The organism is Maribacter sp. (genome assembly GCF_039974175.1).
Taxonomy (GTDB): Bacteria; Bacteroidota; Bacteroidia; order Flavobacteriales; family Flavobacteriaceae; genus Maribacter_C.
In genome coordinates this window covers 342,181-362,734 of the sequence record NZ_JBDWJN010000013.1, presented here as the reverse complement: position 1 = coordinate 362,734, position 20,554 = coordinate 342,181, and the positions used below count along the sequence as shown (strand labels likewise).

Here is a 20,554-nt window from a genome sequence, read left to right as displayed (position 1 = left end):
CGATTTTTTAAATACTATATTTAGTGCAATACCAAACCACTATACCCATGGATAACATCTCAAATGCGATTCTGGCATTGTCACTTATCATTATTATGTTCGGTATGGGCCTCTCACTGACCATACAGGATTTTAAGCAGGTTTTTGTTCGTCCGAAGGCGATTGTAGTCGGGCTTCTTTGCCAATTGGTTTTATTACCGCTAAGCGGTTTTGCTTTAATCAATATATTTGATCTTCCTCCGGCAATTGCCATAGGAATTATCATTTTGGCAGCCTGCCCTGGCGGACCCACATCTAATCTCATCACACATTTGGCCAATGGCGATACAGCCTTGTCCGTTTCCCTGACCGCAATTAGTAGTTTGATTACCCTAGTGTCTATTCCATTTATCATCAACTTGGGTTTACAGCATGTTTTGGGCGAAGGTACTTTGATTCAACTCGATGTATTGCAAACCATTCTTCAAGTATTCATTATCGTTATTCTACCTGTCGCCCTTGGGATGTTCATTCGACGTAAGAAACAAGACTTTGCGCAACGAATGGAAGGTCCTGTAAAAAAAATATCAGGCGTATTTTTTGTACTCGTATTATGTGCAGTAATATTTAAAGAAAGAGCGACTATTTTAGCACATATTCAAACCGCTGGTGGCGTGGCGATCGCACTGAACCTAATAACCATGACCATAGGATATGTATTAGGGTCACTTTTTAGTCTTCCACTGAAACAACGCATCTCCATTACGATTGAAGGCGGCATTCAAAATGGTACTTTAGGTATTAGTGTTGCAACTATTCTATTGGGTAATACGGCCTACGCTATATCGCCTGCAGTGTATGGCGTTTTGATGTTCTTAACTGCGGGAGTTTTTATTTATTGGAGTAATCGAAAAGTAGCGAAGTCAGAAAGCTTATCTTGAGATTTAACCTTTTCCCAATCTTTTTCTGATTTTTGACAAGCCTACCGGCGTCAATCCTAAATAGGAGGCAATCAAATACTGCGGGACACGTTGCATCAAGTCGGGCCGTTTTTCTAAAAGTCTCAAATATCTTTCTTCGTTACTTTTGCTACTTAAACGTTCGACTCGTGTAAAGATTTTCATAAAGGCTTCTTGCATAGATAGGCGACCGAAACGCTCAAGTTGATGTGATTTTTCAAATGAGCTTTCTGCATCTGATTTTTGTATCGCATACACTGTAGTAGCTTCAGACGCTTTTAGGTAATAGTTCGAGGGGGTTCCTTTTACATAGGCCGGCAGATCGGTAAAGAAGACATCATCGGTATAAAATTCAAGTACCTTTTGTTCACCGTCTTCCAATTTGTAATAGTAAATACAGCCCTTTGCTACGTAGTAGAACTGTTTGACCAACTGACCCGGTGCAACCAGGGTTTCTCCTTTTTTTAATTCAATTTTTCGATACACTTTTAGCCAATAATCTAAATGCATATCGTCTACTTTCGTATACGAAAGGATTTTGTTCTTCAAATGCTGCAGATAATCTATAGTCTCGGTTGCATTCATGATTTACCAAAAAGGTTTTGAATTTCCACACGGGCTCTAAATATAGGCATTTTGAGAGCACAGCCCTGTGAAAATACTGTCAAATTCATCATCTGAATAGAAACTGCAACAGGCGATAAAACGGGTATCTGTATAAAAAACAGTATCTTAAGTAGATTCCTGGAGTGAGCACAACTTCTCCACACAAACCAATGACCGACCCAACTACAAATTCAGCCATTAAATATCGTGGGTATACGCTATTTATATTGACTGCAGTATATGTCTTCAATTTTATTGACCGGCAGATTTTGGTGATTTTACAAGAATCTATAAAACAAGAGTTAAACCTTTCCGATACCCAACTGGGTTTAATGTCAGGCTTTACCTTTGCCATTTTCTATGTTTCCTTCGGCCTTCCTATTGCACGCTTAGCTGATAAAGGCAACCGTCGCAATATCATCGCCATCTCCTTGACGGTCTGGAGTGCTTTTACCGCGATTTCGGGAAGCGCTCAAAACTTTATACAGTTACTCCTTGCCCGAATCGGAGTGGGTATCGGGGAAGCTGGGGGAAGCCCGCCAGCGCATTCGATTATCTCTGATTTGTATCCTGCTAAAAAAAGGGCAACCGCCTTGGCAATTTATTCAACCGGAATCTCCATTGGTATCTTACTGGGTTTCCTACTCGGAGGGTGGATAGATCAGTATTTCGGATGGCGCACCGCTTTTCTGGTGGTCGGTATCCCAGGAATCCTGTTTGCCTTGATTCTGCTTTTTACAGTAAAAGAACCTCCTCGCGGCCTATCTGAAAAAGGGAAGGATGCTGTGGATCAGCCTCACTCCATGAAAGACGTATTCAAGTTGCTGCGTGAAAAAAAATCGTTTCGCTATATCGCTGTCGGTGCTGGCTTAGCAGCCTATGTTAGCTACACGGTAAATTCATGGCTGCCGCCTTTTATGGCCCGGGTGCATGGTATGAGCAGTGGAGAAATCGGTACCTGGCTCTCGCTGATTTTTGGTATAGGAACAGGAATCGGTTATTTTATGGGTGGCTATTTGACCGACCGTATTGCGAAAAAAGATATGCGCTGGTACCTTTGGCTACCCGCTTCGGCACTTTTATTAGCCATTCCTTTGGCACTTGTGGCCTTTTTCGCTAATGGTGCCCATACGACGCTCTTTGCCATTATACTGCCCGCTTTCTTGAATTCACTGTATTTGGCACCCTGTATTGCACTTACCCACGGTATCGTCAATGTTCGAATGCGGGCGCTAGCTTCTGCTATCTTGTTTTTTGTTTTGAATATTATCGGGCTTGGCTTGGGACCTTTTGTAGGCGGTATCATTAGCGATGCCCTTCAACCGAGCTTAGGTGTTGACGCCTTAAGGTGGGCACTTAGTAATTCGGTAATCGCCAGTGTGCTTAGTGCGCTTTGCTTTTATTTAGCATCAAAAAGTATACGCAAAGATTTGATTGTATAAACAGTACAAAAAGCAAATTTGAGTGCAAATAACGCCCGTAAGGGGTACGGTTTACAACGAGATTAGCTCACATAGCCTATGTGCTAGATGCGGAGAATTATAAGTTACCTGCAGTAAAACTAATAGCAGTCAAAAATCTAATTAAAAGTGTTTAGAACACCTTAAACTCGGAAGTTATCGGGCCGTTATTCTTGGAAAATTCCTTTAACTCCTCCTCGGTATATTCTGCACCACTCTTGGGTTTGAAGCCACGTAATTCAGACACCTTTTCTTTACTTAAAAACTTGGGTATATCTGAAAATGCGTTGGTCACATACGCCATCACGTCAGCGATGTCTTTATCAGATATGGTTTCGTTACGAATGAGCCCAGGCATGGCCAAATTAAACTCATACCGTTTTCCATTTACCGCTACAGGGCCCTGTAATCCGTGCAGAATGATAAGTCCCAATCTTTGCGCATCGGCAACATGTTCTGAGTTCATTAAGGGAGGTGCGAGCCCTTCAATACCCTCGCCATTGGCACCATGGCATGAAGCACAAATTTGAAGATACATTTTACCGCCCACCGTTCTATTATCTTCTTGAAGGAATTTACGAGAAAAAATAGGATTGACTGTTTCTGTTTCTTTCATCTCCATAGTCGCTGCTAACTGCCTCTTAAAATCAGTTGCGTCAACAGTGGCCATCACCTGTAAACGCTCCGAGAACATACCTTCTTGCCCTTCCAAACCACTTAAAACGGATTCCTCAAAAATAAGATTTCCTTTGCGTTTATTGAATAGGGTCATCATGGGGTTGAAGAACATTTCGGCATCAATGCCCATCCATCTTCCCAAAGTGCCGGCCATATACAGATCAAGCACCACATCGTTTTTACCTATCAAGGTTTCAAAAAGGTCTAATGCCTTTGTCTTATTGTCTTGAGATACCAACCGTTCCATCAAAACAATGGCGTGGGCACCCACTTGCGATGGACTTTCCTTAGCAACTTCAGCCAGAAAATCGAATTCCAAGACATTCAAGCCCTCTAGAGCGTATAGTGCATGAAGTTGAGATAGTTCATCGCCCTTCACAGCCAATTCCTTCAATTCAGAAAGTACTTCTATTTTTTCTTTAAAAATGAGGAAATGCTGTGCTCGACTTCGTATCCAACCATTTTTATGTTTTAGAAGCGCTACCAGTTCAGGGCCCGTTAAAGCATCAAAATCGCGAATAGTTTCTTGCGTTTTTGATTTACTTTTCACTTTTAAAATACGACCAAAATTGACAATCGTATCCAGTCGAGTTCCCTGGGTCTTTTTCTTCAAATACGGACTCAAATAGGCATGATGCCCAATCATACCCCGGTGCATGTCTACGATATAGAGACTTCCATCAGGCCCATTATTTAAACTTACAGGGCGGAATCCCTCATCGGTAGATGCCAAAAATTCTTTGCCTTCCCAAGCTTGTTCGGCGGTAGTTGAATCTCCAATAAAAGAAAGTATATTGCGTTTAATCAGATTCCCTTCGGGTATACTCACAAAAACATTTTCTTCATAATCCTCTGGAAAAATCCCACCTCTATAAACGGTCAAGCCGGCTGCAGCAGTGGCGTTTATCAATATGCTATCCGAATTTAAAACTCCGGGTGCATACCCCCTATTCACGGTGGTAGCATGTAAAGGATAAACCCGCTGGTCGTTCGTAAGTTTTCGATTTACGCCAACTTTGGGCGTGAAATGCTTATTGCGTATCAAGCGATTCGGCAAAACGTGGTCGCCGAGTAATTGTTGTGAATTATTGTTGTAATACAAGCGACCAAAATTGTCATTAGCGATACCCCATTGCCCGCGAAAGGTAGTCGGTTCTTTTTTCCAAACACCGTTTTTACGTTGGTACCTGAAATTCGATTTGGCGTTGTAAATCCAGTTGTCAATGTTGAGGAGCAGTCCGTTGGGTTGGTGTTCGGGATTGCCATCGGCTGCATAAAGCGAATCAACCAGGATTCGGTTTACCGGTTTATCATCTTCAATATCCACAAAATAAAGGAAAGGCGGTTCGGCATACAGCAAGCCACCATATACGTGGGCTAACGCTCTTGGCATCACTAGGCTATCCAAGAACGTCTTGGCGTGGTCGACTACCCCGTCTTTATCTAAGTCTTCAAGTATTTTAATACTACCGACAGGCTTATCTTCGTCAGAGCCTTGCATATCGTTCATATAGCCGGGCATCTGGGCAACCCAGATTCTTCCTTGCGCATCAAAATCAATGGCAACTGGAGCTTTCAATAAAGGTTCGGAAGCAATAACTGACAGCTCAAACCCATCTTCAATTTGGTATTCATCCAAAGAGATGTTAGGCTCCTCAAAGGAAGTCTGGCAAGAAAACAAAATACAGGAAAGAAATACAGCAATTATAAATCTCATAGGGATACCGAGTGCAAGCTTTTATGTAAAGATAAGGATGGCTATTCAATCATTAGTCTATTAGTCCAAAAAAGCGTGGTAGCCAAAGTGAAATCTCCGGAATATACGTAATCAAAAAGAGTACAGCCGTCATTGCTGCCAATAGCGACAATAAGGGTCGAATCACTTTTGTTACAGGCACTTCTGCAACCCCGCTTCCAACAAACAGGAGGGTTCCTACGGGAGGGGTGCAGATACCGATACACAAGTTTAAGACGATGACCATTCCAAATTGAACCGGGTGCATGCCTAAGGCCATAGCCACCGGTAAAAATATTGGAGTAAAAATGAGAACCGCTGGAGTCATATCCATAAAGGTGCCCACGATTAACAATACAATGTTAATAATCACAAAGATGACGATGGGGTTACTCACATTGTCTAAAATCGTATCGGTCATCAATTGGGGAATCCCCTCAAAAGAAAACAACCATGACATCGCCATGGAGGTCGCAATCAAAAACATCACTATGGCGGTTGTTTTGGCACTTTTCAACAATACGGGTCTAAGATCGCTGAACTTTAATTCTTTGTTTATGAAACCAAGCAGGGCAGCATACACTACAGCAATGGCCGCCGCCTCAGTTGCTGTAAAAATTCCAGCAACGATACCCCCAACTACAATGATCAAAAGGGTCAAACTCAAAACTGCATTCTTGAAATCGATAAATAACTTTTTAAAACCTACTCGGGGTGCCCTTGGGAGTTTTTTGCGAGTTGCATAAATATAAACCATGATCATGATCGCCAGACCTACCAAAATACCAGGTAAGTATCCAGCTATGAATAAGGCCGCAACAGAGGCCGTTCCGCCACTTGCAAGAGCAAAAACAATAAGTACATTGCTCGGAGGTATCAAAAGCCCCGTAGTAGACGAGCTGATATTTACTGCAGCGCTAAATTCACGAGGATAGCCCTCCGTTTCCATTTTGTCAGTGAGAGTACTTCCAATGGCTGAAGCGGCAGCAATGGCCGACCCAGAAATAGCCCCGAAAAGCATGGCAGAAATCACGTTTACAAAAGCGAGACCGCCTGGCAAACTGCCTATCAAGGATTTAGCGAAATCGATTAGGCGTTGTGCAATGCCCCCTCGATTCATAAGTTCACCCGCCAATACGAAAAAGGGGATGGCCAACAAGGCAAAATTGTCAATACCCGTGGTCATTCGTTGACTAGCCGTAGTAATCGCAGGCAAGAACGCGATATTCAACAATAGGGTAAACATGGTAGATACACCAATGGAATATGCAACTGGGAGCCCATAGGCCAACAATCCAAAGAAACTGACGAAAAGAACAACAATACTTATGATTTCAATACTCATCTATTCGAAGTTTAGTTTTTTGATGTTGTAAAAAGAAAAGAATATGATAATGAGTCCGCATAACGGAACAATGGAATACACATACCCCAACGGAACATTAAGTGCTGAGGAAATCTGACCTAGACTCAAGGTGGTATATACCAAATTGCCTCCGCCGATCACCATAATGACTAAGGCAAAAAATGCCATAAGCATTTGAATCACTTTTTGGCGTGCGTGCCTTTTGTGCTCTGGGAGCTTTGATAAAAGGAAATCCATAGAGAGATGTCCCTCTTTCTGACCATTGATGTATGCAGCGCCTAAAACGGTTAGCCAGATCAACGCGAATCGGGCGAATTCTTCTGTAAAGGAACTCGATTTTCCCACCACATAGCGCGAAATTACTTGCCAGACCACATCAACAACAAGAAGCGCAAAAATTGTCACCAAAAGCCATTCGATGACCTTGTTCAGAAATTGGTAGGTCTTCTCCATTAGTTTGCATTTATTTTGTCAATAATCGCCTTCATTTTCGGGTTTTTCATCAAATTCTCCATTACCGGTTTAGATTTCGCCTGAAAGGGTGCTTTATCAGGATAGGTGAATTGCACTCCATTTTCTTTAAGCATCTCCATTTGTTCGGCAATCGTTTCTTTCCAATAGCGTTTTTGATTGATGACACTTTCCTTGGAAGCCGAACGAAGCCATTCTTTTTCTTCCGCTGATAATTTATCCCAGAACTTGGTACCTATGATGACCACATCAGGAATCATGGTATGTTCATCAAAGGTGTAGTATTTGCATACCTCAAAATGGTTTGAAGTTACAAAAGAGGGAATGTTATTCTCTGCCCCATCAACAACGTTTTGTTGCAGGGCCGTATACAATTCGCTAAAGGCCATCGGCGTTGCCGAAGCTCCTAAAGTGTTCGCCATCGCAACCGACATCTGGTCGTTTTGCACCCGTAGCTTTAGACCAGTTAAATCATCAGGGGAGTTAATCGGTTTTTCTTTGGTGTAGAAACTTCGCGCTCCTGCATCGTAAAAGCACAATCCCCGAAGCAGATATTCACTCCCACTTGACAAGAGTTGTTCACCGACTTCACCCTCTAGGTTTCGCCACAAATGGGCATCATCGCGAAACAAATAGGGTACTACCGTTACCTGATATTCTGGTGCGAAATTCGACAAGGCTGAGGCGCTTACCTTAGTAATAGCAATGCTGCCGATTTGTAAAAGTTCCAATACCTCACGTTCTGAACCGAGCTGCCCGTCAGGAAAAACTTTGATCTGCAATTTCCCACCCGACTTTTCATTCAAAATGCTTTGCATGTCTAAAATGCCCTTGTGCACTGGATGCGAAGTAGGTAGCGAATGGGCGAAATACAACACTTTCGTATCGCTTACGGCAGCGCACGATGATACTAACAAACAAAGCAGGGTCAGTACACCAAAGACCATAGCATTCTTAACAACTTTTGATTTTGTCATGCTTCAATTAAGTTTTCTCGGATTCCTTTTTCCAAACCTGCCAATTGCGCCAAGCCCATAGCCCTGCCGATCAGAGAATAGCCCGAATAGAAATCGTTTTGTCTTTTTTTATCGTCTAATAAAACATGACCGTGGTCGGGTCGCATTGGAATGGAAACTGTTTCATCGCCTTTTTCATGTCTGCGTTTTTGCTCTTTAACGATGGCTTTCATTACCTTATCAATTGGTACAGAACCCCTTAAATGTTCTGCTTCGTAAAAACTGCCATCGGCACTCCTTGCTACATTTCTTAAGTGAATAAAATGGATTCTATCTCCAAAATCCTCCACGATTTTTACCAAATCATTGTTCGCCGATGCGCCCAAGGAGCCCGAACAGAACGTCAACCCATTGCTTGGAGACGGGCAGCAATCGAGCAAAAATTTAAGCTCTTCATAATTGGAAACAATTCGTGGCACTCCAAAAACCGAAAATGGCGGATCATCAGGGTGGATGGCCATTTTAACACCCAATTTTTCGGCCTCCGGAATAATCGCATTTAAAAAATAGGATAGGTTTTCTTGGAGCTGCGCTTTGCTAATCTCCAATACCGTTGCGTGATTCTTTTTGAACTCCTCCAAAGCAATTAGCTTTCGTGAACCCGGCATGCCCGCTAAAATGGATTCCTCCAACTTTTTTCTTTGCGCTTCCGTCAGTCTCTCAAAATAGTCTTTTGCTTCTTCATAGTGCACATTAGAATACGTTTCCTTCGCCTTTTCACGTTTCAAAATAAAGAGGTCAAAGGCAGCCGCCGCTATTGGGCTATACCGCAATGCAGAACCACCAGAAGGTAAAATATAATCTAAATCCGTACGGGTCCAATCAATCAGTTGCATGAAATTATAGCATACCGTATAAATACCATTGGTCGCAAGATTTTTTAAGGTCTGAATGTAATTCGCAATATATTTATCCCTTTCCGGCAACCCATATTTAATGGCCGTATGAACATTTACGCTCTCTACCACCGACCATTCTAGTTCGTAAGACTCAATTTCTTTTTTAAGAGATGCTATCGTCTCACGTGGCCAAACGTCTCCCAAAGGAATTTCCTGGCAGGCGGCAACAATACCTTCTACACCAATTTGCTTGATATCATTCAGGCCAACCCCAAAAGAAGGGCCAAACCATCGAAATGTTTTCTTTAAATACTCCATTAGCTAAACTCCTGAAAATGAACTAAACCCACCATCAACGTCAAAAATGCTTCCTGTTACAAAACTTGAAGCATCACTTAACAAATAATGCACCATGCCATTCAGTTCAGAAGCATCACCAAAACGACCCATGGGTGTATTCTTTAGGATATCATTTCCACGGGGGGTAAACGAACCATCTTCATTGGTCAACAGTCTTCTATTTTGATTTCCAATAAAAAAGCCTGGGGCAATTGCATTTACCCTAATTTTATCTCCATGTTTAGATGCCAGTTCGTTGGCCATCCATTTGGTAAAAATATCTACCGCCGCCTTGGCCATTGAATACCCCAAAACCCTAGAAATAGACTGCCTAGAAGCCATAGAAGAGATATTTACAATGGAGCCATGACCTTGTTTGACCATCAACTCACTTAGCATGATGGTCGGAATCACGGTACCGAACAAATTAATATCGACCACTTTTCGTGTATCGCTTACGGCAATATCATGAATCGTCTGATCTGGTTTTAAAGTGGCCCCGGGAATGTTTCCGCCAGCAAGATTTACGAGGCCGTCAAGGCGTCCAAAGTCGTTCTCGATTGTATTTTTCAAATTGGCTAAAGCCTCCTCATTCATGACATCCACCACAAAAATATGCGTGCTGTTCTCGCTTATCGCGTTTAGTTCTTTTTGCTTAGATTCTAGTTTGTCTAAAGATCTTCCTATCAGAAGTACATAGGCTGCGTTTTGCACTAGGTACTCGGCTATCGAACCTCCTAAGGTTCCTGTGCCGCCCGAAAGGGCGAAATATTTATCTTTTAAAGAAAGTAGTTCACTCATTTAATTAGCTTCAGCCATTTTATATGCGGCGACGGTTGTATAATATTTTGTAATCATATTTGGAATTTCCCATTCGGGGAGTTCACCGGCCTCCAAATACTTTAAATAGTTCGCTGTGACCTGGGCAAAGTGTGCCTCATGACCGATTTTGAATTGATCGGGAATATTGATTTTCCATTTTCCGTCAGCTACCTTCTCGACCGAGGTACCCGGAAATTCTTTTGCAATCTCATTATCGACAGCAGCATATAGACTATTTTCAAACTCAGCATCACCTTTGTATTCCAAATATAGAATAGGTTTGAAATTTTCCTCAGCACCCTGTTTAATGATCAAATTACTTTTAGTGCCGCGCATAATGCTGTAGTGTGTATCGCCTGTTCCTTCTGGTGCTTGATAATTCCAGATTACCGAAACCTTAGCGTGTTTGCCTTTGATTTTGTAAATCATTTCTCCGTTGGAATACGTATGGAGCTTAGCGTCTTTCAAATCCTTTTCTAAATACGATGGGTACTCCGTCAACTTGGTAACCCTAGTAAACTCTTCCTGACTTAGTATTGTTGGCCAACGCCTTGCTTGCAACATTTCCACTTCGGAAGAATCGACGATTTGATTCGGAAAGGCTTCCCATTGTACCAAATCTACCAAATGTGTGGTTACATCGACTATGCCCTCGCCCTCTTCATTGATATCAAAGAACCAGGCTGGTCTAACCAAAGGATTTCCAGAAACATATTTGAAAAAGTGATGCACGCTTTCTTTGCTAATTGCTGGTTCTTCAGGCGTACCATCGACCAATTCACCAAACACTTGAGGTAATTGCGAAAAAAGTTTCTGCATCATTGTGGTTGATTCAAAACGTTCGGTCATGATATCATAAATTAACACCCCTTTTTCTTCCGCCACTTTGAACGCTTCTTTTAGTTTCACAAAGCCTTCAGGGTTGATAACCAGGGGCTTATCGGCATATACATTCAAACCTGCTTTTACTGCTGCCAAAATATAGTCGATTTTTTTCGAATTCTTGCCAGCGACGACCATTACATTACCTGGCTTTTGGGTAATCATCTGCTGCAGGTAATCATCACTTAGATTGCTATTTACGGTCCAAGAAGTAGGACTTTCACTCCTTGAATTATATTGCTCTATTTTACTTAAAAAATCCTTTACTTCCGGACCATCTGGTGCGAAAACGAAGATGGTTGAATCGACCTGCGGATACATCGTTTTTTGTACCAAGGCTGCATGAAAATGACCCGGGTCTAAGGTCATGAGTTTTACCGTATTCATCGTTGGTGTTTCAGTACTTTTTTCAGTAGACTTTTTTTCTCCACAGGAAAAGGAAATAAAGGTTAGTAAGATTATCAATTTATATTTCATCTAAATGATGGTTTGCTAAAAAATAATTAGGGTTCAAGCTTTTGTTCCCGCCTAATACGACGGTGGCTTCAACTCGTCTCTGGTATATAAGAAGAGTTTGGCCTTTTTTATCAAACTTTTACATTATCTGTTCCGTAAGGCTTCCGTTGATCTCGTCGTAATAGGGCATTAGCCTCATCGTCATTGACGAACACTTCGGTTTCAGGATTCCATTCAAGCTTTCTATCAAACTGCATGGCAATATCACTGATCAAACAGATAGCACAAGCCTTATGTCCTTTTTCAATTGGTGAAATCGGTGCTTTGCGCGTCTTGATACAATCCAACCAATTGCCGTGTTGGTCATCGATTTTTTCAAGATGTATCTCATTTTCGCCTATAACCGACGTCAGAATACTTGGGTCAGAGGCATTCAAGGCTTTGGCACTTTTTTCTATATCCACCGGATCTGAAGCAGAAGCTTGATATGCTCCACGGGAAACGAAAATCCAGCCGTCTTCGCCAATATATTTTATTCCATTAGTATACCCACCACTGGTATAAACCGTTATTCCATTTTCGTATTCGTGCTTTACCAAGAAGTCACCATGCACATTCCAAAATCCAGATTTTGGAAACTCAGATAAGGCCTCTACAGAAGTCGGACCTGTAAGCTCGGTATTCATTCCCCAAGCTGCCGAATCGTAATGGTGTTGACCCCATCCGGTGATCATTCCCGCCCCATAATTTCGATGTCGTAACCAACCCGGACGGCTATAGTCGTTTTGTGGATGAACCCCAATTTCGTTGTAAGGAACTTCTGGAGTAGAACCCAGCCACATTTCAAAATTTAGATTTTCAGGCACTGGCATTGCTGTAACTTCTGGCCCACCAGGATCACCCGGCAAACCGATTTTAACGGTATGTACTTTACCTATTCTGCCATTCCGAACCAACTCGGCAGCCACACGAAACTGTGGCATCGCCCGCTGTTGCGTTCCTACCTGAAGAATTACATTTTTTTGTTGCACTGCGGCTTGCAATTGTTGCCCTTCTCTTACCGTCAATGAGGTTGGTTTTTGCAAATAAATATCCTTACCGGCCAGAGCAGCTTCCATTGCAGGCTGTGAATGCCAATGGTCTGGAGTACTTATCATTACCGCATCAATATCTTTATTTAAGAGCATTTCACGATAATCAGTGTAGGTTTTGGTATCCATATAGTTGGCCTTACCCGTCTTTTCTTGGTAGGCTTTATCTACAAAAATCTTTGCTTTATTAACTCTTTTCGAATCCAAATCACAGACTGCAGTTATTCTTGCCTGATCAAATTTCAAAGTATCGTGCATGTCATGGCTGACTGCTATACGGCCGCAACCAATCTGCCCAATGTTTATTTTATTGCTAGGTGCATTTTTTCCCAATACACTTGCAGGAACAATAGATGGAAAACCTACTGCGGCTGCAGTACCTAAAACGGTTTTATTAATAAATTTTCTACGTTGCATTTTGTTTGCTTTTAGTTGGATGAGCTTTTCTTGTTAACACTTGCTTTCTGAGGGTTCGCGAAAGCTTGCCAATAGGCCTCCGCTTCCACGGCGGTTAATTCACCGTCGAAAACCACCATTCTATATTTCAATTCGTATTTCTTATTGGGTTCAATTTGCCATTCTTCATGCCGAATGGGGCAGAATTCAAAAAACATATCGCCCCTGCCATTGTTACCATCAATGGGCCATATGCGCATCGGTTCGGGGTGCATTCGATTTTCAGCATAACTCATAAAGAGGATTCCACTACTACCCTTACCATCGGTCGAAATTCCACTGACGATTGCCCAGCGAGCATTAGAACCATCTGCTGTTAATCGGTCTTTTCCTTCAGACGTCAATACAGTGCAATTATCGGCCTTCCAACGTTCTGTAAACCGCAAACCCAATCCACCACCATAACGATAGGCTTCGAAAAGAATACCGTTCTCCAAAGGGGAACTGAATGAAGTTGTATAATCAAACATATATCGATCGGGGCGGCCCAAGTTCCACAGTCGAACATGCAAATCTTCATTGAGTGCTACCTGGGGTGCTTTTGGGGTTTTGAAATCTATGTGTTCTTGAGCAGCCGTAAAAGAGGAGAAAACACCCCCTGAGTTCGTATCCTTAAAAGCTTTAAAAAGAACAGTACCCATGCCCTCACCAAGATTCCAGAAATCAACTCTTACAGTATCAATACGCGTGTGTGTCCAAGGTCCCCACATGCCATAATGATGATAATGGTCTGGAGGTTGAATTCGGGTTAACGTATCTCCTTTTGGCGTTATAATCGGGTGAATATATCCCGATTTTTTAAAGATTGAATCTACACCCTCTGGAGGATAAGTCATTCCGTACCGATACGTTAATAGGGATTTGCCCGCTTGACTAAGGCTCAAATCGCCCTTCTCTTTCGTTTGTGAAATGGCAGTATGCGGTGACGGAGCTTTACCCTTTACGATATAATAAGACACCTTTTGATTTGTGTAGGGAGTCTCTGGGGTAAAGTAAAGTCGATTACCATCTATTTGAAATGGCACTTCCGAAGTCACTTTATCTACTTCTTTCATCAGCGAAAAGGTTGCTGAAAAATCCTCATCCAATTCCAAAAACATTGGCGAAGCTACCGATATAGGACTATTAAAAGTAAGTCGCAAAAGCTCCTCTTTTTCGGTCTTACAACCAAAAAGAAGTAGGAGACAAAACAAGCAGAGGGCCCATTTTGTGGTTTGCGATAATTGTGAAACAATGGTTACATTTGGCATGTTATCTTAAAAGCAGAAATCTAAACAATCCTGTAATTTACAATTACTTTTGATAATATTGCAAGGAAAATCAATATTTCGTTAACGTTAACGAAGAAACGTAAAAACTATAAATAATGCAAAAAATAACGGTAAGCTTTTTAGCAATAGTGTTTTTTCTAAAACTATCTGCTCAAGGTTTGGAACCTTTGGAGATTTCTGATGCGTGGCTGGCATCTATAGAAAAGTCGGCACCATCAAAGACCAGTATAGCTACAGCTACTAAAAAGAAGATCTTGGTATTCTCGAAGGCAACAGGGTACAAACATTGGACTATTCCTCATAATGTTGAAATGCTCAAGATTCTCGCTAAAAAATCGAATGCCTTTGAAGTGCATATTGGCTATGATATCGAACAGTTTACCAAAAAGAACTTAAAAAAATATGATGCGCTGATTCTGAACAATCCAAACCCTGCCGGTCCTGATCGCGACTTGTTCTCCGACCTTTTAAAAGCAAACTCTTCGTTAAGCGACCAACAAATTAAGGAGAGAGCTCCTCAATATGAAAAGAATCTTATGAATTATGTGGCTAAGGGTGGCGGCTTGATGCTACTGCATGGTGGAATTGTTGTGCAAAACAATTCTGTAGCATTTAGTAAAATGACGGGGGGCAGTTTTGACTACCACCCAAAACAACAAGAAATACAAGTAAAGGAAGTGGATCTAAATCACCCAATGGTTAAAGCCTTTAAGGGCAAAGGCCTTACCCATATTGACGAACCCTACTTTTTTAAGAATGCTTATTTCGATTATAATTTTAGGCCTTTACTATATATGGAAGTCGATAAGCTCGAAGGGTTGAAAGCCGCAGTAACCGAAAAAATCATCTATGTTTCTTGGATTAAAAGGCACGGTAAAGGCAGGGTGTTTTATAGCGCGCCTAGCCACAACGCCCAAAGTTTGGACAATCCTGAATTGCTTCAATTCTTTTTAGATGGTATGCAATATGTTGTTGGCGATTTAAAATGTGACGACTCCCCTATTGGAAAAAAATAGACAAGAGCATACGACTTCATAGCGTCTTTTGACGAAAAATAATTATCTTCCGAAAAAATGAGCTATGACCCAAGTTAAAACATTCCTTTTCCTTCTTGCATGCACTATAATTTGCATTTCTTGTTCGAGCGATGATGGCCCCACACCACCTGATGAGAGCGCAGAAGTTATTGGTACTTACACGCTGTCTGCTGTAAATGTGAATCCGGCACAAGATGCAAATGCAGATGGTACAGCTTCTACCAACCTGCTCGACGAAGTAGCCTGTATTACAGGAACCCTAAGCATAAATGCTGACACTTCTTGGAATCTCAATGTCATTCGCATCAATGTAACCAGCATTACTGGTGGGCTATTTTTTATCGATTGTGGTGATGCAGATACCAGTACAGGTACATGGACCTTTTCCAACAATCAATTAAGTCTAAATGGTAGTTTCGAACCTACTTTGTATCTACTTAATGGAGATACCTTAACCCGACAAATTGGAGAAGATTTACCAAGCTTTCAAAGTGTTGCTTTTACAAAAAATTAGGTATGTAACCTTTATCACATTGCGCTTTTAAATTTCGAATTACTTTTGTTTCAAATTCTATGTAATGGAAGCAATTCTTCAACCCTGGCCGTGGTACGTATCTGGCCCGTTAATCGCTCTAATTATGGCGGTTTTAGTTTTCTTTGGAAAAACCTTTGGCATGTCTTCAAATCTCAGAACCCTATGTAGTATAGGCGGTGCTGGAAAGTATGCTGACTTCTTTAAATTCGACTGGAAGGCCCAAAAATGGAACCTTACTGTGGTGCTAGGAGCTATTATTGGTGGTTTTATTGCCGTGCAGTTTCTTTCAGATGGCTCTACAATTGCCTTAAATCATGAAACGATTTCAGATTTACAAGACTTAGGTTTTGACAATGCCGGTGCAACATTACTACCTGGTGAAATTTATGATTGGGACCGTATATTAACCCTAAAGGGGCTTTCTATTCTACTTGGGGCTGGTTTTCTGGTTGGTTTCGGCACACGGTACGCGGGCGGATGCACCTCTGGTCATGCTATTACAGGCTTAAGCAATCTTCAACTACCTTCATTGATAGCCGTAATCGGGTTTTTTATAGGAGGTTTACTCATGACGCACATTTTACTACCCCTTATCTTTTAATATGAAATTTCTAAAATTTTTATTCGTTGGTGTATTCTTTGGTATTATTCTGGTAAAATCGGAGGCAGTTTCGTGGTATCGCATTTTTGAAATGTTCAAATTTCAATCATTTCATATGTATGGAATCATTGGTTCAGCAGTCTTCTTAGGTATTCTACTGTTATCGATTTTTAAAAAATTCAAAGTAAAAAGCATCGAAGGTAATACGATAAATTTACCGCCAAAAGAAAGGAGTTTTATCCGTTATATTCTTGGAGGTACTATCTTCGGTCTCGGCTGGGCTCTTGCCGGAGCTTGCCCCGGCCCCATGTATATTCTGTTGGGCACCGGAGTTAGCAGTATGCTTTTGGTAATTGCCGCGGCTACCTTAGGAACTTTCGTTTATGGCTTACTTAAGAATAGATTACCGCACTAAGACTACCTTAAATTAATGCAATTCGGTGGCATCAAGAGAAACCATAATTTTATCTATTTCTCCCGTTCTTTTGAAAACTTGAGTGCTGGTCTCGCTATCGAGTTGAAGAACATCGCGAACAACAGTATTGTTACCATAGCATATTTCTAGACTTGAACGATCAGCTATTCGATATACTATCGGAATCTGGCAATAGGTAAAACAAAGTGAGTTTTCTTGAAGCATCAGCGCTGTCTGCTTTCCGTTAACGTCAGTATATTGAAATCGGCGCCCTCCTTTTAAAAATTCTTCCTTTCTCAAAAGGCCAGGTCCAAATCCGAGTTTTCCATCTTTGACACTAACGCCTAGCTCGCCTAACCTACTGAGAATATCTTCTTTCACTTGGCCCGTCATTCCTGGTTGTTGCGCCCCTTTGTTCGCTGGGGTATGCGAATACGGATCTGTGGTAAAAGCCCCATAAAGTTCTGGTGATTTATGCACTCCGATTCCCGCATTGATTTCATAGTAATGATCTAACAGTCTTCCAATCAATACATCATTTTCATTGTCTGCGATGGCTTTGAGGCAACATTCTTGTACAGTCAACAAAAGCTTGGAAACCATGTGCCAGTATATAGAACCCAGGCCTTCGTAACCAAAAAAAGTTCCTGACCTACCTGTAAAGGATTTGTGATCGAACATTTCCTCAAAAACATCAAGGAGTGCACTTTCTTCTTTTCGTACCAGTTCGCCATATTTCTCAGTTGAGACGTTAGACAAAGCAGCTACCAAACTTGTGGCATTGTTGAAATTGCCATTGAAATGATAGTTGCCTTCGACGTCTTTTTCAATGATTTGTGTATTGTTATCCTTTACCAATTGTTGCAGTAAATCAGAATTTTCAACTGCAGTGGCTGGGACTATATTTTTTTCTGTGAACCGTTTGAGCTTCTTATCGGGGTACAACAAATAACTATATTGATCGCTGCGAAACAAGGCGCTATTTTTAAGGCTGTCTAACAATTTTAGGCAAGCTCCAGAAGAAAGATAGCCAGAACTTAAAACAGCCACCTGCCCTTCTAACATTTCATTTAAAAATGCTATCGAGATTTGTCCACCCTTAGCAACGGACATAAGGTTGTACGAATGAAACAGGTCATCTTCTCGCTTATTAGCATCTATAGAATGTTCAAGATACTTTAGCGTGATTTCGCAAAAATTCTGGAGTGCCTCTTTGGCAATTCCCGTCTTTGCTCCTGAAAAGCCATTTTCGTATATAGTGCCCCTGTACGTACTTCCCGCTTGTCCTAAGCCATCTAAGATTAATCTACGGTTCGTGTCTGAAAGTTTATCGGATAGCAACAGCTGATGCTGCTCTAAAGTGCTCACAATTCCGTCAAAAAAACTGGCTAACTCCACAGACAATTCGACTTTTTCAAGAGACATTTGGTCTACAAGACCTTCGAAAAACTTTAAAAATCTTCTGAGGTAACACAAGGTAACCATTGAAACTCCATTACCTACCAAGGCATTGTTGGCATCATTCCATTCAGGTCGTTGCGTATTTAACCATATACCCCCTTCAGGAATAAAATTGGAACTTTTGGCCAAAACAGTTGCCAATAATTTTTCTGCCAGATTCACTTTGTAAATGGAGTGGTTTTTATCGGTAAGTAATGCCCCGTCAGCTCCAAGTCGTTTTTTGTTGACAATGATCTTCTTTTCAAGATCGTGGTCAAAAGAAATAGTGTCTTTAGGGTCTAAAAGAACGTCTTCATAGGCTTTTATTTTATAGGGCACATTCGCATACACAAAAAGCTCTTGGTCAAAATAAGCCGCCAAACGATTCGGATAATGAGTCTCAATAAATTCTAAAAACTTGAGTAGGTAAATAATCTGATGGTCTCCCCAATAGCCAATATAGGACCATGGGTCGTTGGGTTCGATTACTTCCCAGTCGAAACCGTCTTTCGTCACGCGATACGGGTTATAGCCATCGAAGGTGGTTGCGTTCAAAAACTTATGGATCATACTTTCAATGAATTCGGGATAAGAATGAGCCAAAGCTTCCCAATTCTGAAAAATATCTCTCCAATTACCTTCGTAATCAAGTACTTTAGACCCATCTATTTCACTTCGGGTATTGATTGAAAACTTGTTCCAAGGTCGGCTTGGATCGCCATGTCGTCTGCTAAACTTTAGCGGCATATACTCAAGGCAAAGTCTTTTGAAGTCTGTGTTATCGTTTTGTGCTGCGATGTTCCTTAAATGATCTAGGGAAAATATATCGGGTAATTGCCTCCATAAGATTTCATTTTCCTGATAGACCTCTTTGTTCGCATTGCCGATATATTTTATAAAATCACCTTTCGGGATTTCGTATCCATTATCAAAAATACCTCCCCGCATGATGTTAAAAAGTACGTTTGAAAAGTGCCTCGAATTTTGAAGTTCATCTGCAGTCAATTGCAGACCATCAGCACCACCGACCAACTCGATAAGATTATGAGTGCCTAGCGCGATATCTTCAGCCACTTCTTTAGCCAAAGCGTTTTTAGATTTTCGCAATAAACTTGAAACCGCGTTCACGTCAGAAGGGCCTTGATTTACGTTTGACACGATCATCCAGCTTTTTTCTTGCTGGGGATCAATCGCCAGTTCAGCACATACGAAATAAGCGCATTTTTCAGCCCGTATTTCGTTCTCCTCTTTTACCGTCAGCCCTTTTCTAAAGTTGTTGAGTTGTAGTGAGGAAATCAAGTATTCGGGAGATTCTAGACCCACGCACCAAGCAATAGTGGCTTTCAAGGCTTCACTCGGCTCGGCCTTATCTACGATAATGGCACTTAGCGCATAAATACCCATACCCAAATCTTTTTCAAGCTCACTCTTTTTGTAAGCGTCGGCCAAATTACTTCTATTGTTTTGCAAATCGGCATTTATACCATACGGCATTATATTTTGTAGGCCGTCTAATACGGTGATATTGACCTTACTTTCGGTAGTGTTGATCAACGTAGTCTTTTTAACGAATCCGAATCGATTACTAGTGCTCCATTGGTATCTAAAACTCAGTCCGAGATCGTGATTAACTTCTTCAAAAAGAATCTTATTTCCATATTCGTTTTTATACAAGTTTTGCGCTGTGGCATACAGGCCTTTATAATTCTCAGAAAATGGTTCCCACAGATATGACTTATCGTTTTGATGTATTTGAAGAATGGTCTTGCTTCCTGTTACCCCGACTGACTCTGTTATTTTATCATCTGTATAGTAAGGAAATAGGGCAATGTCGCAATCTTTTCTTCCTGTGCTTAGCCCGCCATTACTTGAAATAAACATCCAGTGATTGGAATCACTTACCACACTCATAAAAAAAGGTCGCATGGTATCTACATTGGTAATTTTATAAAACCTTTCCCCATCTACTTCGGCTAGGCTGCGCGATACTTGCCGCCCTTGGACTTTTAATTCAGTATCGCCTACATATATTCTTTTGCTCATATTACTATTCTATTGAAATACAAAGACCTCTCTAAGAAAGATTAATTCAGGAGGTCT

General features: G+C 41.4%; 17 protein-coding genes. 6 read left to right on the top strand and 11 right to left on the bottom strand.

Annotated features, from left to right (window positions below):
* Nucleotides 1-47: 47 nt before the first annotated feature.
* Nucleotides 48-920, top strand: coding sequence for a bile acid:sodium symporter family protein (locus tag ABJN95_RS18945; protein ID WP_348372770.1), 873 nt, complete (start codon nt 48-50; stop codon nt 918-920).
* Between the two features lie 3 nt (nt 921-923).
* Here ABJN95_RS18945 and ABJN95_RS18940 read toward each other — a convergent pair whose 3' ends face one another.
* Nucleotides 924-1,523 (bottom strand): Crp/Fnr family transcriptional regulator, encoded by a 600-nt coding sequence (locus ABJN95_RS18940; protein ID WP_348372768.1) that lies wholly within the window; start codon nt 1,521-1,523, stop codon nt 924-926.
* A gap of 191 nt (nt 1,524-1,714) precedes the next feature.
* Between ABJN95_RS18940 and ABJN95_RS18935 the strand changes: the two genes are divergently transcribed.
* Nucleotides 1,715-2,986, top strand: coding sequence for an MFS transporter (locus ABJN95_RS18935; protein WP_348372767.1), 1,272 nt, complete (start codon nt 1,715-1,717; stop codon nt 2,984-2,986).
* Nucleotides 2,987-3,137: 151 nt separating this feature from the next.
* On the opposite strand, the gene ABJN95_RS18930 is transcribed toward ABJN95_RS18935, so the two are convergent.
* From ABJN95_RS18930 to ABJN95_RS18890, 9 genes are all read right to left on the bottom strand, one after another.
* Nucleotides 3,138-5,399 carry a c-type cytochrome gene (locus ABJN95_RS18930; RefSeq protein WP_348372765.1) on the bottom strand — a complete coding sequence of 754 codons (2,262 nt, stop codon included), beginning with the start codon at nt 5,397-5,399 and terminating at the stop codon, nt 3,138-3,140.
* Nucleotides 5,400-5,451: 52 nt separating this feature from the next.
* Nucleotides 5,452-6,762, bottom strand: a complete 1,311-nt coding sequence (locus tag ABJN95_RS18925; RefSeq protein ID WP_348372764.1) for a TRAP transporter large permease — start codon at nt 6,760-6,762, stop codon at nt 5,452-5,454.
* On the bottom strand, nt 6,763-7,236 hold the full coding sequence (locus ABJN95_RS18920; RefSeq protein ID WP_348372762.1) for a TRAP transporter small permease: 474 nt from the start codon (nt 7,234-7,236) through the stop codon (nt 6,763-6,765).
* Nucleotides 7,236-8,231 carry a TRAP transporter substrate-binding protein gene (locus ABJN95_RS18915; protein WP_348372760.1) on the bottom strand — a complete coding sequence of 332 codons (996 nt, stop codon included), beginning with the start codon at nt 8,229-8,231 and terminating at the stop codon, nt 7,236-7,238. The genes ABJN95_RS18920 and ABJN95_RS18915 overlap by 1 nt, the downstream gene beginning before the upstream one ends.
* Nucleotides 8,228-9,427, bottom strand: coding sequence for a mannonate dehydratase (gene uxuA, locus ABJN95_RS18910; RefSeq protein ID WP_348372758.1), 1,200 nt, complete (start codon nt 9,425-9,427; stop codon nt 8,228-8,230). The genes ABJN95_RS18915 and uxuA overlap by 4 nt, the downstream gene beginning before the upstream one ends.
* Before the next feature lie 3 nt (nt 9,428-9,430).
* The gene (locus tag ABJN95_RS18905) at nt 9,431-10,249 is read right to left on the bottom strand and encodes an SDR family oxidoreductase (RefSeq protein WP_348372756.1); all 819 of its coding nucleotides are present in this window, start codon (nt 10,247-10,249) and stop codon (nt 9,431-9,433) included.
* Nucleotides 10,250-11,629 carry a putative oxidoreductase C-terminal domain-containing protein gene (locus ABJN95_RS18900; RefSeq protein WP_348372754.1) on the bottom strand — a complete coding sequence of 460 codons (1,380 nt, stop codon included), beginning with the start codon at nt 11,627-11,629 and terminating at the stop codon, nt 10,250-10,252.
* Nucleotides 11,630-11,739: 110 nt separating this feature from the next.
* Nucleotides 11,740-13,116: a Gfo/Idh/MocA family oxidoreductase gene (locus ABJN95_RS18895; protein ID WP_348372752.1), complete on the bottom strand. Its 1,377-nt coding sequence runs from the start codon at nt 13,114-13,116 to the stop codon at nt 11,740-11,742.
* Between the two features lie 11 nt (nt 13,117-13,127).
* Nucleotides 13,128-14,405, bottom strand: a complete 1,278-nt coding sequence (locus ABJN95_RS18890; RefSeq protein WP_348372751.1) for a PmoA family protein — start codon at nt 14,403-14,405, stop codon at nt 13,128-13,130.
* Nucleotides 14,406-14,521: 116 nt separating this feature from the next.
* On the opposite strand from ABJN95_RS18890, the gene ABJN95_RS18885 reads away from it, so the two are divergent.
* The 4 genes from ABJN95_RS18885 (at nt 14,522) to ABJN95_RS18870 (ending at nt 17,014) form a co-directional block, all read left to right on the top strand.
* Nucleotides 14,522-15,442 carry a ThuA domain-containing protein gene (locus ABJN95_RS18885; protein ID WP_348372749.1) on the top strand — a complete coding sequence of 307 codons (921 nt, stop codon included), beginning with the start codon at nt 14,522-14,524 and terminating at the stop codon, nt 15,440-15,442.
* A gap of 64 nt (nt 15,443-15,506) precedes the next feature.
* Nucleotides 15,507-15,977 (top strand): hypothetical protein, encoded by a 471-nt coding sequence (locus ABJN95_RS18880; RefSeq protein ID WP_348372747.1) that lies wholly within the window; start codon nt 15,507-15,509, stop codon nt 15,975-15,977.
* A gap of 64 nt (nt 15,978-16,041) precedes the next feature.
* The gene (locus ABJN95_RS18875) at nt 16,042-16,599 is read left to right on the top strand and encodes a YeeE/YedE thiosulfate transporter family protein (RefSeq protein WP_348372745.1); all 558 of its coding nucleotides are present in this window, start codon (nt 16,042-16,044) and stop codon (nt 16,597-16,599) included.
* A 1-nt stretch (nt 16,600) separates the two neighbouring features.
* On the top strand, nt 16,601-17,014 hold the full coding sequence (locus tag ABJN95_RS18870) for a DUF6691 family protein (protein ID WP_348372744.1): 414 nt from the start codon (nt 16,601-16,603) through the stop codon (nt 17,012-17,014).
* Between the two features lie 12 nt (nt 17,015-17,026).
* Here ABJN95_RS18870 and ABJN95_RS18865 read toward each other — a convergent pair whose 3' ends face one another.
* Nucleotides 17,027-20,497 (bottom strand): hypothetical protein, encoded by a 3,471-nt coding sequence (locus ABJN95_RS18865; protein WP_348372742.1) that lies wholly within the window; start codon nt 20,495-20,497, stop codon nt 17,027-17,029.
* Nucleotides 20,498-20,554: the final 57 nt, after the last annotated feature.